Annotated in this window: 10 protein-coding genes; 2 read left to right on the top strand and 8 right to left on the bottom strand. The window is 40.8% G+C overall.

Annotated features, from left to right (window positions below):
* Positions 1-465: 465 nt before the first annotated feature.
* The 6 genes from BM043_RS03460 to uvrA all read right to left on the bottom strand — a co-directional run bounded on the left by BM043_RS03460 (position 466) and on the right by uvrA (position 8,780).
* A complete protein-coding gene (locus BM043_RS03460; protein ID WP_092788872.1) occupies positions 466-813 on the bottom strand; it encodes a nucleotidyltransferase family protein in 348 nt (115 codons plus the stop codon).
* On the bottom strand, positions 803-1,213 hold the full coding sequence (locus BM043_RS03455) for a nucleotidyltransferase substrate binding protein (RefSeq protein ID WP_092788871.1): 411 nt from the start codon (positions 1,211-1,213) through the stop codon (positions 803-805). Before BM043_RS03455 ends, BM043_RS03460 begins: the two co-directional genes overlap by 11 nt.
* Before the next feature lie 104 nt (positions 1,214-1,317).
* Positions 1,318-2,763: a hypothetical protein gene (locus BM043_RS03450; RefSeq protein WP_092788870.1), complete on the bottom strand. Its 1,446-nt coding sequence runs from the start codon at positions 2,761-2,763 to the stop codon at positions 1,318-1,320.
* Positions 2,760-3,956 (bottom strand): hypothetical protein, encoded by a 1,197-nt coding sequence (locus BM043_RS03445; RefSeq protein ID WP_092788869.1) that lies wholly within the window; start codon positions 3,954-3,956, stop codon positions 2,760-2,762. Before BM043_RS03445 ends, BM043_RS03450 begins: the two co-directional genes overlap by 4 nt.
* 372 nt (positions 3,957-4,328) lie before the next feature.
* A complete protein-coding gene (locus BM043_RS03440) occupies positions 4,329-5,468 on the bottom strand; it encodes a 6-bladed beta-propeller (RefSeq protein WP_092788868.1) in 1,140 nt (379 codons plus the stop codon).
* A gap of 495 nt (positions 5,469-5,963) precedes the next feature.
* Complete coding sequence (uvrA, locus tag BM043_RS03435) at positions 5,964-8,780, bottom strand: excinuclease ABC subunit UvrA (RefSeq protein ID WP_092788867.1); 2,817 nt, start codon at positions 8,778-8,780, stop codon at positions 5,964-5,966.
* Between the two features lie 214 nt (positions 8,781-8,994).
* Here uvrA and pnuC point away from each other — a divergent pair, with 214 nt between their 5' ends.
* The gene (pnuC, locus tag BM043_RS03430; RefSeq protein WP_092788866.1) at positions 8,995-9,612 is read left to right on the top strand and encodes a nicotinamide riboside transporter PnuC; all 618 of its coding nucleotides are present in this window, start codon (positions 8,995-8,997) and stop codon (positions 9,610-9,612) included.
* On the top strand, positions 9,599-10,126 hold the full coding sequence (locus tag BM043_RS03425; protein ID WP_092788865.1) for an AAA family ATPase: 528 nt from the start codon (positions 9,599-9,601) through the stop codon (positions 10,124-10,126). The genes pnuC and BM043_RS03425 overlap by 14 nt, the downstream gene beginning before the upstream one ends.
* Before the next feature lie 4 nt (positions 10,127-10,130).
* Here the strand turns inward: BM043_RS03425 and BM043_RS03420 are convergent, their stop codons facing one another.
* Together BM043_RS03420 and BM043_RS03415 are read right to left on the bottom strand one after the other, a co-directional pair.
* On the bottom strand, positions 10,131-11,210 hold the full coding sequence (locus BM043_RS03420) for a serine hydrolase domain-containing protein (RefSeq protein ID WP_092788864.1): 1,080 nt from the start codon (positions 11,208-11,210) through the stop codon (positions 10,131-10,133).
* Positions 11,211-11,556: 346 nt separating this feature from the next.
* Positions 11,557-12,384: a DUF5602 domain-containing protein gene (locus BM043_RS03415; RefSeq protein WP_143189467.1), complete on the bottom strand. Its 828-nt coding sequence runs from the start codon at positions 12,382-12,384 to the stop codon at positions 11,557-11,559.
* Positions 12,385-12,623: the final 239 nt, after the last annotated feature.

Below are 12,623 nucleotides of genomic sequence, written 5' to 3'. Positions count from 1 at the left end.
CGGTAAGAGTGCCAAGAGAAGGAGAAATAGCGGTCGATGGATCATAATGATTTTCGATTTGGATAAAACAAAAAAGCCTGTGTTCATAAATTCCTTTAAGAAATATATCCAACTCAAAACCACCTTCAAAATAGAAACCTCCTGCTTTAAGGTTAATTAAGATTTTAGACTTCAACGGGTGCTTATCCGATGCTTAATTCCAACTGATACTATCCCTGAAAAACTGATTCCTTCTCGGTTAAAACGCATGAATCAAGGACTTGATCTGGAAGGTGTTTTTAAACCTATTACAGATTGAAAATTTGAAATCTAAAAGGTTCACACATGATCTCAGAGCAGTCAGAGCAGCTCTCCCAACCTCCCGATAATAATCGCGGATGAGCTAAGATTTGTGCCTACGGATAAAGCGGCGGGATTAAAGGATCGCAACAGCTGGAAGGTTTTGCTCAAAACAATTCCGAAGACTCAACCTCTGAGATATTCGGGTATCCCATCTACCTTTTTTCTATTGAATATTTCTATGCCAACTTGGTCAATATGCTTTATCAATTCAGGCTCTTGAATCTGATGATAATTGACTAGGTCAAAATGATAAGGCATATTGGTCTCTTCATTGAGTAGATAGCTGATGTGACTAACTATTTCAAAGGTTAGACTTACTCCCTTCAAGGCCAAATCCACATCACTTCCAGTACGGAAATTTCCCTTAGCTCTGCTTCCAAATAGAATGACCTCTTCAACTAGGTCTTGATTACCGATGATTTCTAATATGGATGCCATGTCCGATTCCAAAAGTCCAAATTTATTCTTCATTTACTTTTCTTTGGAAGGTGAATCGCAGTGCGTTTAATAAAGGGAAATATTTTTCTTTTATGAGTTTTTCCATTTCAGTAGCCTTTTGCTCATCATAAGTATGGGCTGTGAGGTTTCTGTCTTGTAACAAATCCATCCAATCATGGCCATTTTTTAAAAGATTGACCTCAAATGCTTTTTTTAAGGCTCCTCTTGGTGATCGGATATCCACAAAGCCTTGCTCTTCCAGATAATCCTTGACCAGGTTCCATGCAAGCTCGAAAGACATTTCAAAAAACTGAATAATACCCGCTTTTTGCACCAAATCGGGATTAGGAATTTGTAAGGCCTTTTCCAAATGACCCATGGCTTTGCTAAAGTTAGAAAAGCGTTGTTTCCAACGAACATCTTCATTTTTCATGCTTCCATCCTTCAATTTCTATTCACAAAATACAGCTTTAATTCTGTTTTTCCTTTTTTGACCATTAGAACCAGGTGGTGAATCTTCAAGGTTGAAGGCGTTTTTTAGTCTTCTGATATTTCTTGTGCTATCGATTTTAATTGAGGAATAAGCTTCGAAAGATAATCTTTGAAATAAGCCAAATCTTTCTCTTCGGGAATCAATCGTTTTTCAGAATTTGCTTCAAATTGATCCTTAAGACTGGTTTTTGATCCTAGGTCCCCTTTAATTCGATTGAATAAATCAGGACTCACTAAAGCATGGGAGCTCCAATAGGCTGGATCAAAAGCAACCATGGTTTCCAATCCCACAAAACCGAATCCTTTTTCCAGTGATTCTAAATCTTGTTTGGACTGGACAAAGTGAAAATCTTCGAAAAGAATTTTCTCCACGATCGTGGCTTCACTTCCTTTTCGATAAGGTCTTGGATTTCCGATATTGATGGGGCCGAAGAGTTTAGCTGTTAATTCTACCTCGCTTACAAAGACTTTGTTATTCGAATTTTTAAAAATGACTGAAAGACTTCCGCCCATTTGCCGTTCTCGCCCATTTCGGTTTTTCGGAAAGGCAATGTAATTGTACTTGGAGAAATTGAGGATAATACGCTCGATGCTTTCTGCTGACTCACCCAAAACGATTTTTCCCTCTCCAAGGAGAAACAGGTCAGAATTTGCTTTGATGCGCTCCTCATCTTTTGATTTAAATAGGATGATTTCCTTTCCATTTTCTAAGTCGTACTGGAAATCGTAAAACTTAAGATTTGAAGAGGATAAGGGCCAAGAATATTCAAAAGCGTGAAGTATTTCTCTTGCATAAAACGGTTTGATATAATACTGATCCGCTCGTTCAGTGCTGGGTGAGGTATTCCTTGCAGGAATCGTGTCTCCATTCGTCCAGTCCCAATGATGGCTTCTCCTCAGTTCTAGGGGCACTAGAAATTGGTAAGCACTGCCACCTGCCCATCCTGCTTGGACAAATTCATAGGGCTTCCATTTTTGACTCTTGGAATGGAGAGAAATACCACTTGCTTCGAAAAAATCCACATACTTTTCCTGCTGTTGGACCGCATAATACCCCCTGAAATTAGATAGGAATGCCTCCTTGTCAAAAGCAGGCTCAAAGCTTTTGCTGAGGTGCATTAGCTGATCGATAGGGTTTTGAAAGGATCGAACTTCGATTCCTTCCAGCGCGATTTCGGACCTTTCCAGTAGAATTACTTTTTCTGCATTTGGCTCGACGCTGAATTCCTTGTCTTGGTAAAAGTAACTTCGGATAAAGAATGTAATCCCTTCCTCCAAGATGATATTTCCAATGCTATCGGTGATTCCATACACGGTCCCATCCTCAGAAAATATTGGTAAAAACGGAATGGGGCTTCTTGTTTCATTCTTTTCTAGTATGGAATACTGATGCTTCTTTTGTTCAGCTTCTTGACCGTGCAACGATTTTGGACCAAAAAATAAAGCTGCAAAAGTTGCATAAGCTGACATAAGTAGGATTGCCTTTCTCATTCTAATAACTTTAATCGATAAACGACAATTTTTTCTTCCCGTTCAACCTGTCTGTTGTAGGATCCGTAGAGGTAGGGTTCCTTGTATCCAAAATAGTTAAACCCTTTGGGTACAGCTTGATCAAGCAGCAAGGTGTCATTTCTATAAAGCTGAATTCCATCTGCTAGTGGACTGTTTTTAGTATAACCACGTACCAGAAGGTTTTGCTTCTCCATAAAATCTAAAGTTGTATAAAAGTTGACTTTTGGGCGAAGGTCTTCTCGGCCTTGATCAAACTCACTCACATCCAAAGCGCTCAGATCAGGGTACTCGGTCATCATGTCTTTGCCAGCATGTCCAAATGCATGGTGAATCAGGCCATCAGCAGAAAACTTGTAAAGCAGACTATCCGCCTCAAAACTTTGAACATAAAAACTATTCTTAAGCGGCGCAATAGCTGTACCCATCAGGTAAGGAATAAAATTACTGCCTGAATAAATAGGAGGGTAGCCACTCGAGATTTGTATTTTTCCACTGCTTAATTCCAAAATTCCAAGGTTTTTGGCTTCCTCAAAGTAAATTTTATTCAAGATGTAGTTATACTCGGGATGAGTCGAGGATAGCTGAATCATCACTTTCCCTTCTCCAAACCAGGTCGGTTTCTGAAATTTATAGTGGATTTCGTAAATGCCTGTATATTCCGGTTTGGGGTTTTTCAACAATTCATCATAAGGCGTATTTTCATGGTAAAAGTCCAAGTTGCCTGTTTGGGAAATAGTCCAGTTCTTATCGACGACATAATAGTCATAATTCCCGCCCAAAAGAAATAGCCCCTGATCTCCGGAAGCCATAGCGACAAGCCCCCCATTTAATTGGTTTGGGCCCTGACCGATTCCTAATTGTGTTTCTTTTAAGCTTAGGTCATCCTTAAAGACATAAATTATTCCGGTTCTTTTATCTGCGAGAATAATTTGATCATTAAAAATCTTCCAAATTCCACTTCCAGAGAAAATGACCTCCTTATTCTCGATTGAATCAATTTTTAAGGCAATACTACTCCTATCGATATTCCGATGATAGTCGATCTCTTCTCCGTCAAACTTCACCTTTTCGGCGGAAGTACAGGAGAAAAAAATAAAGGATATAAAAGCCCAGATTGGAAACTGCTTTAAATGTGTTAAGCTTAGAAAGGAATGAAAGTCAGAGTATTTCATGGGAAGAAAATTAAAAATTATTTAAACTAATTCTTAAATAGATTACGGAAATAAAAAGATACAGTTTTCAAAAATCTATAAAATTTTTCCCTTGTTTCTCAAGTAATTATCTTGCTATCACCTCGAAGCAATTTTTACCAAGCCAATGTGTGATGTTTTCAGGCTTGCTCGAATTCATAGCTATAATCAAGTCTGAACTTACATGAATCCCTCCCTCAAATACTCCGCGGTATAATTACCCTTTTCTTTAGCCAAATCCTCAGGCGTCCCGGCAAAGGTCAGGTGATCTCATTTATTTTCTTCTTCGCGACTAAAATCAAAAGGAATTAGCCAATTATTTCAATTAGAGATTTTCAAATTTATGAATTTGATCTACCTTGAGAATTTCCTAATCAAAATACTGTTAGAATTTTTGATTGAATCAAGTTGACTAACTATAGCTTGAATCTTTTCTTTTGAGATCGAGAACCTTTTATCTTCTTTAAGATAATACATCCCGTTCTCTTCTACATATGATTTAGCCTCAGGAAAATATTGAAAATAATCTAAAAGAGATTTTAATTCCTCGGTATTGTAAATCAAGTAATCATAATTATCCCTGATAGCTCGGTATGGGAATTTATTTACCGGCAAGAAATCATCAGAACTGAAAATGCCTTTAAGGTTTCTGAGAAATTTTGAATTTTTAATTTGGGAAAACAGGATGATCGAATCATTCTTGGCAGGAAAAACCGTAAAAATATTTTCTGCATCGGCTACCCAAAAATCCACTAATTGAGGTCGATCCTCACCTGAAATTTTAAATTCAAGTTTTTCTTGACTATTTCTCAATTGATCATAAAGTATAATTTCTTGATTTGGATTATCGTTAATATAGATCGTGTTTGAAAATTTTTGGAAGAAGGTATTTGGAAGAGAAGCTTTATAGTCAGGCTCACCACCAAGTTGGTTTAAAATTGTACCACTACTATCTGATTCTACGATCGTGCTTCTATAGTCAAGGTAAGATTCTTGCGGATTGACTAGGATATAGCCTTTATCGGACTTGCAAAAATCTCGTACTTGTAAATGTATATTTTCTAGTTCATAGTTGAATTTTCCGTCAGAAAAACATAAGATTCTCTTTCCAAAATCATAAATATAAACATTCCCCGCAGGATCTAAATCAAAAGAGTTTATTTGGGAATACTCTCCAGGGCCCTCTCCTTCGGCACTAATTATTCCACTTAATTTTTTTTCTTTGCTATCAATGATTAAGATTCGGTTGTTGAAATTATCGTGGATATAAATCTTATCTCCTAATGCTTTGGATGAGAAAACATTCCCGATTAAAACACTGTCTGGCAGAGTGATGGGAATCAGTTCACTAGAATTAAAGATTTCGCCGATATCTAATAAATCGCCAACAGGGTCAGATGGGATTTCAATAGGGCCTGAAATAGTTTTTTCCTCACAGGAAAATAGGACCCAAAACAATCCCAGAGAAAAAAAACTTACTAGTTTATGCTTCATTTGTTTAGTTGTAAATTGGTACAGGGGGAGGATCAATCTTACTCCCCCTTTTTTACAAAAATATCAGGCATCTGCAAAACTTGGAGCAGTACACCCAATTCTAACCACTTTTTGAGAGCATTCTGTAGCCTCCGAACTATTATTGCAGGCATCCATATCTGTACCATTCACGCAGCATGTAATTTTTGTATAATCCATAGAAAAAAATGGCTCCCGACCTATTGAAACTGACCCGCTTGAGTTATACCAGACATCGGAGGATCTCATGTTGCCACACCAGTCAGCCATAGCTTGTTCGCTTATTCCAAGCATAAGACATAATAGAACTGAAAGTAAGAATAACCTTTTCATAAGCATTAAAGTACTAAAGTTTAACATTAAATTTATATTTTGCTAAGTAAAAAAAAAAACAAACCTAGTTGTCAAGAAAAATCAAAAAAATCTGATGAATTTTTTAAAAGTTGAAGATTTAGAAGGGTGATGAATTAGTTGATTTTATGCAAATCCCTCCCTCAAATAGTCCGCGGTGTAATTCCCCTTTTCTTTAGCCAAATCTTCAGGCGTACCCGCAAAAGTCAGATGGCCTCCTTTGTTTCCTCCCTCCGGACCCAAGTCAATTACCCAATCGGCGGAGCGTATGACTTCAGTATTATGCTCGATGATGATCACCGAATGACCCTGATCGATTAGGGCATTGATGCTGTGGAGGAGCTTGCGGATATCATGGAAATGCAAACCTGTCGTCGGTTCGTCAAAAATAAAGAGTACCTGATCCCCAGATTTAGTGCCGCCTTTGCCTAGGAATGAAGCCAATTTCACCCGTTGAGCTTCTCCACCGGAAAGCGTATTCGAACTTTGGCCCATGCCGATATAGCCCAAGCCTACTTCTTGCAGGGGTTGGAGCCGATTGATGATCTGGGTTTTTCCTTTGAAGAACTCCATGGCCTCATCGATGGTCATGTCAAGTACCTCGGAGATATCTTTATCCCTGTATTTGACGTCTAAAATTTCATTTTTGAATCGCTTTCCTTTGCAGGATTCGCAGGTCAGGTGGATGTCAGCCATAAACTGCATCTCCACGGTAGTGGTACCTTCTCCGGCGCAGGCTTCACATCGACCTCCATCGACATTGAAAGAGAAAAAGGCCGGTTTGTAGCCCCGCTGCCTAGATACCGGTTGATCGGCAAAGAGCGTTCGGATGGCGTCGTAAGCCTTGACATAGGTCACCGGATTGGAGCGGGAGGATTTACCGATCGGATTTTGATCGACAAATTCCACTTGGGTGATGCGCTTATAATCGCCCTCGATCTTATCGTATTTTCCGGATTCATCGATGACGGTTCCTAGCATTTTTCCCAAGGCTGGATATAATACCTTTTTGATCAGGGTAGATTTTCCCGAACCGGAAACTCCCGTGACTACGGTTAGCGTATTCAGTGGAAACTGTACCGTCAGATTCTTGAGGTTATTTTCACGCGCTCCTTTGACGATGATGGAGTCCTTCCACTTTCGGTTACCATTTTTCTTGAAAATCTGCTCCTCTCCACGCAGGTATCGGGCAGTATGGGTTTGGGCGGAAGCGATGAGCTCTTCGATGGAACCCTGAAACAGCAATTCCCCGCCATGAACTCCGGCATCCGGGCCGATATCGATAATCTGATCGGCGGCTTTCATGACTTTATCCTCATGCTCGACCACAATGACGGTATTGCCCATATCGCGCAATGACTTAAGTACTCCCACCAATCTATCGGTATCCCTTGGATGCAAACCGATGCTGGGTTCATCCAAAATATACATAGACCCCACCAAAGCTGAACCCAAGGAAGTCGCCAGTTTGATTCGCTGATATTCACCTCCAGAGAGTGTGGAAGTCAGTCGATTTAAAGTCAAATAGCCCAAACCGACCTGATCCATAAACTCGAGGCGGCTGACAATTTCTTTCAGTAATCGATTGGCGACTTTGGCTTCATGCGGAGCGAGTTCCAATTCATTGAAAAACACCAAAGCTTCATCAATTGGCATCAGCACCAAGTCTGTAATCGATTTTTCTTGGATTTTGACATAGCTGGCGTCCTTGCGAAGACGGGTTCCCCGGCACTCGGGACAAGTCGTCCGCCCTCGAAATCTGGAAAGCATGACCCGATACTGAATTTTGTGGGTTTTGGTTTCCAAATCTTTAAAAAATGCATCCAAGCCTTTGAAATACTTATTTCCCGTCCAGATGAGGTCCTGTTCTTTTTCGCTTAAATCCTCAAATGCCCGGTGAATGGGGAAGTCGAATTCAATTCCTTTTTTCAGCAATGGTTCGAGCCAAGTTCGCGAAGATTCTCCGCGCCAAGGGGCAATGGCCCCTTCATAGACGGAAAGAGATTTGTCTGGAATGACCAAGTCAGGATCAATTCCAAGGACATTGCCAAAACCTTCGCATCTTCGGCAAGCTCCGTAGGGATTGTTGAAAGAGAAAAAGTTGACCGATGGCAGTTCGAAGCTCATTCCGTCGAGTTCGAATCGATCGGAAAATTCCCGGGTTTCCTTTTCAGGAATGGTGATTTTACAGTCTCCATGGCCTTCGAAAAGGGCCGTTTGGACCGAATCAGCAATACGAAATTGATTGTCTTCATCGTCTTTTCGGACAGAAGCCCGATCGATTAGGATTTCATAGTTTCCTTTTTGGATTTTCTTTTCCTGAAGCAAATCCTCTACAAAATAAGCTTCTCCATCAATGAGAATTCGGGTATACCCTTTTTGCAAAAGCAATTCCAATTCCTGCTCGATTTTTCTACCTCTTGCCACCTGAAGTGGACAAGAAATCATGACTTTGTCTCCTTCCTCAAAGCTGAGAATATAATCCACAATGTCTGTGACCGTGTGATGCTTGACCTCTTTTCCAGAAATTGGGGAATAGGTTTTCCCCACCCGGGCAAAAAGCAATTTGAGGTAATCGTAGATTTCAGTGGTGGTTCCGACAGTGGAACGGGGATTTTTTGTGCTTACCTTTTGCTGAATTGCGATGGCCGGAGCTACGCCTTTGATATACTCGACCTCAGGTTTTTCCATTCGACCGAGAAACTGCCGGGCATAGGAACTCAAACTCTCCACATACATGCGTTGGCCTTCGGCAAAAAGGGTATCAAATGCCAGAGAGGATTTTCCCGAACCAGATAGGCCCGTGATGACCACAAATTTATTTCGGGGAATGGCTACGCTCAGGCTTTTCAGATTATTGACCCGGGCGTTTTTGATGATGATGTATTCTTTGGGATCGAGTGAATCGAGGTCTTTCTTAGCTGTCAGGGTGCTCAAAGTCATAGGCGCAAAGTTAGTAATCAAACCACGCAAGGTGGAGAAAAGTTGCGGAAGTAGATAGTGAACCACAAAGAACGCGAAGTAACACAAAGATAAAATTCATTATTTTTCTTAGTTGTTAAAAGAAAACCATAAAGATCACGAATTCCAGAAAAGAATCTTAGTGTTTGTGGTTAAACAAACTTGTGGTTAGACAAACTATTCCTTACTTCGCAGCATGGATTTTCAATTTTTTCTTGATGGATTGGCCGAAGGGCTTCAGGCCATGACTTGGCTGGAAGCGATTGCGGTATTTTTTGGGATAGCTTCGGTATTTTACTCTATGCGCGAGCACATTTGGGTTTACCCGACGGGAATTGTTTCCACGCTGATTTACGTTTGGATTTGCTTTGAATACAAGCTTTACGCTGATATGGGGATCAATGCCTACTATTTCAGCATGTCCATCTACGGTTGGTATGTTTGGACCCATCCCAAGGTTCATCAGACGGTTTTACCCGTTACTTGGCTGAAGCCGAAAGGTTGGTTGATCGCTGGTTTGATTTTCATTGCCTCTTATGGGGTATTGTCCTTTGTCTTAAAAAGCTTCACCGATTCGGATGTGCCGTATTGGGATTCCTTTACTACGGCCTCCGCTTTTGTAGGCATGTGGCTAATGGCTAAGAAGAAGGTAGAAAACTGGATTTTTTGGATTATCACTGACTTGGTTTCGGTACCCCTTTATTTTTACAAAGGATTGATTTTAACTTCTTTTCAGTTTTTGTTTTTCACCATATTGGCATTTTTAGGTTTAATTGCCTGGATCAAATCCGGAAGAAATTATGCACAGCCCTAAGCGTATTCTTATTTTGGGTCCGGAGTCCACCGGAAAAAGCACCTTGGCTTCTGATTTAGCCGTGCATTATGACGAACCTTGGGTCCCGGAGTTTGCGAGGGAATATCTGGAAATGCTGGGAAGGCCCTATACTTATGCGGATCTTTTGAAAATCGCCAAAGGCCAAATGGCTTTGGAAGATGAAAAGCATAAAGTCGCCCAAAACTTTTTGTTCTGCGATACGGATCTTCGAGTCATTCAGGTCTGGTCTGAGCATAAATTTGGAAAAGTGCATGATTGGGTCAAAAACGAACTCGATCAGCGAGTTTATGACTTGATTTTGCTGACTGATATTGATCTACCCTGGGAGCCTGATCCTTTGAGAGAGCATCCCGACCCAGAAATGCGGAAGTATTTTTTTGAGAAATACCAAGAAATCGCTGAATCTAGCGGATTTCCTTATTTAACGGTCTCTGGAGATCAGAAACAACGACTCCAAAGTGCTATAGATGTGCTGAAAAAGCTTACCAAGTAGTTTGCTATTTCTTACTCAATGCTTTCTTGGCGGCTTCCACCAATGCATCGTGTTCAGGGTGATAGTTGTTGTTGAGGAGAATAATGGTTTTATTTTCCTCGATGAAGCGCACAATTATCGTTTGGTATCCCGGGTTGTCACCCGTGTGACTGACCATTTTTCCAAGTGGGCTTTTGGGCTCGATATCCCATCCAAAGCCATAATTACTTTTTGTTGCGTCATTGAGTTTAGTAGGAGTAAAAGCCTCCTCCAGCGTTTCTCTACCGACCAGTTTTTCACCGTAAAGCGCCTGGTCCCAACGAAGTAAATCCTGCGCGGTGCTGCTTACCCGTCCTGGGCCTTTTCTATTTCCCAACCAAAGTGTATAGTCTGAAGATCGAAACTGGTTGGCGTTGATATAGGTGCCATTATGGTCTTTGAGATGGCCTGCGGCAAAATTGGGGACTTGGGCTTTTTCTTCCAGACTTCTGATAGCGGTATGATTCATGCCAACTGGGTCAAAAATCCATTCGTTCGAAAGCTCCACAAAATCTTTTCCCGTCACTTCTTCCACGATACTGGCCAAAATCACATAACCGGTATTGCTGTATTCGTATTTTTCTCCGGGTTCGAAGAGCTTCGGTGGGGCATAGCGACGGAGGTATTCCAAAATGTCCGGATTGCCGGCGGCTTTACTTTTGTCCCAATGCTCATCCATGATCGCCTGATAATCCGGAAGACCGGAAGTGTGGGTAAGCAGTTGACGGATGCTGATATTAGGGTAGGGAATGCGGATGAATTTTTCAGCTGGGTCGTCAAAATTCAAGAGGCCCTTTTCCTTGCACATCATCACCATCATCGCGGTAAACTGCTTGGAGACAGAAGCCATTTCAAAAAGATCGGTGGTTTCAAGCGGTATTTTTTCCTCAAAACTTCGTAAACCCACGGCTTTTTCAAAGATAATTTCTCCCTTGTCTGCTACAAGCATGACGCCTGAGTAGCCTTTTGATTCAGCTTTCGCTAATGCAGATTCTAGTTGAGATACTTGCGCTTGTAGTCCAAAAGAGCCAATAAAAATAAGAAGAACTGATGCCAGTGATTTCATAGTTAAGGGGGATTTGCCAAGACCTTACACAATTTAGTCAACCTATTCTCCTTTACAAAAATCGGAAAGTTTTCCTTTAGGAGATTTTAATTCATTTCTAGAAAATAACTCCAAAAAAGTCGGTCTCTTGGTGGTTCGCTAAAAGCGGGGAGAAGTGAATAGACGTCAAATCTATTTTGCTATTCAGCTGAAAAGGCTGATGACTAGAGTTAGTTTAAACTGGACTTTCACGCTGCTTTTAGACTGGTCAATGACCTTTACTGGTGAAAAAATGAAAAACTAGATTTCTAAAAAAAAGTCCCTAGAACTCTCTGGGGACTTTTAATTATCATATTGAAACTAAATTTTATTGATCAGCCATTTTAAAATTAAAATCGCTCAGTAGAATCAGATATTCTTTTCGGACCGGGTTATATTTTACTTCATAGTTGGAAGGATAAAACCCATTTACCTGGAAGTGGGTAGGAAGAGGGATCTCATCGACATTGCTTGGCTTACTTTTGATATAATCCAAGGTGATCATGGGCTCCATGAAGATGACTTTTTCTTTGAAAGATCCGTAGATGAATGTCTTTGTAAAGGTAGCCCCGTTCAATTCTGGGCTAGTGGGATCTGTCCAATGAACTCCCATATTTGGGACACGACCCGGAAGCTGAATGTAGGGTGTGGGAATGTATTTTGCCTGTGGAATTTCAGGATCCATACCTTCCAGGGGAGTAATTGCCAGTCTTTCTTCGTTGGAAATCATGTAGAAATGGAAATCAAAATGAGGCAAATCGTAGATCCCCTCAGGCTCATGACCTTCAGGTGCCCAATCAATGGTCATGAATTTATAAGGCGTGATTTCTGCCTGCTTAGGAAATTGTAAAACAGTCTCAAATGAAGGGGGATGGCCTTCTCTATGGTGGGAGCCTCCATTTTCAGAAGGTAAATTTTCCAAGGCTTTTTCATTTAATGCGACCCCCATCGCAGTGGGTCTTCCACCCCTGTTGATCGTAATAAAGGTTTGAGCTTTGCCATTGCCCATGGCTACAGCAGGTCCATAATAGGTAGTTTCCTCATTTTTTTTGTTTTTGACAATGGAGGGGTTATCCTCTCGAATAAGTTCGCATGAACTTGCGACCAAAAGGATAATCAATGACTTTAGCGTCATTTTAATTAGTGTAGTCTTCATGGTAGAAATACTAGTTGAGTTTAAATTTTTTTAACGACCACATGATGGGAAACTTCAATGGTGGGTTGCATGAGGGGGAAATAATTTTAAAAAATAGCGTGCTCAGCCCAGCATTTTTCGGGAATTAACCCCTTGTGGCCAGCATAACCCATAACCCTAGAATGGGTTGAGCCAAATTGCCTTTGATCCTTTTGGATCATCTCAAAAGAAATAATTATCCCGAGAGTCATCCTTAATGC

The organism is Algoriphagus hitonicola, assembly GCF_900113375.1.
Classification (GTDB): Bacteria; Bacteroidota; Bacteroidia; order Cytophagales; family Cyclobacteriaceae; genus Algoriphagus; species Algoriphagus hitonicola.
This window is presented reverse-complemented; position numbering and strand designations above follow the sequence as displayed.

What these genes read in the sequence shown, in the direction of transcription:
- uvrA (WP_092788867.1), bottom strand. Translation starts at nt 8,780, where the DNA reads ATGACTTTGAGCACCCTGACAGCTAAGAAAGACCTCGATTCACTCGAT.
- BM043_RS03425 (WP_092788865.1), top strand. Translation starts at nt 9,599, where the DNA reads ATGCACAGCCCTAAGCGTATTCTTATTTTGGGTCCGGAGTCCACCGGA.
- BM043_RS03455 (WP_092788871.1), bottom strand. Translation starts at nt 1,213, where the DNA reads ATGAAAAATGAAGATGTTCGTTGGAAACAACGCTTTTCTAACTTTAGC.
- BM043_RS03445 (WP_092788869.1), bottom strand. Translation starts at nt 3,956, where the DNA reads ATGAAATACTCTGACTTTCATTCCTTTCTAAGCTTAACACATTTAAAG.
- BM043_RS03415 (WP_143189467.1), bottom strand. Translation starts at nt 12,384, where the DNA reads ATGAAGACTACACTAATTAAAATGACGCTAAAGTCATTGATTATCCTT.
- BM043_RS03450 (WP_092788870.1), bottom strand. Translation starts at nt 2,763, where the DNA reads ATGAGAAAGGCAATCCTACTTATGTCAGCTTATGCAACTTTTGCAGCT.
- BM043_RS03440 (WP_092788868.1), bottom strand. Translation starts at nt 5,468, where the DNA reads ATGAAGCATAAACTAGTAAGTTTTTTTTCTCTGGGATTGTTTTGGGTC.
- pnuC (WP_092788866.1), top strand. Translation starts at nt 8,995, where the DNA reads ATGGATTTTCAATTTTTTCTTGATGGATTGGCCGAAGGGCTTCAGGCC.
- BM043_RS03460 (WP_092788872.1), bottom strand. Translation starts at nt 813, where the DNA reads ATGAAGAATAAATTTGGACTTTTGGAATCGGACATGGCATCCATATTA.
- BM043_RS03420 (WP_092788864.1), bottom strand. Translation starts at nt 11,210, where the DNA reads ATGAAATCACTGGCATCAGTTCTTCTTATTTTTATTGGCTCTTTTGGA.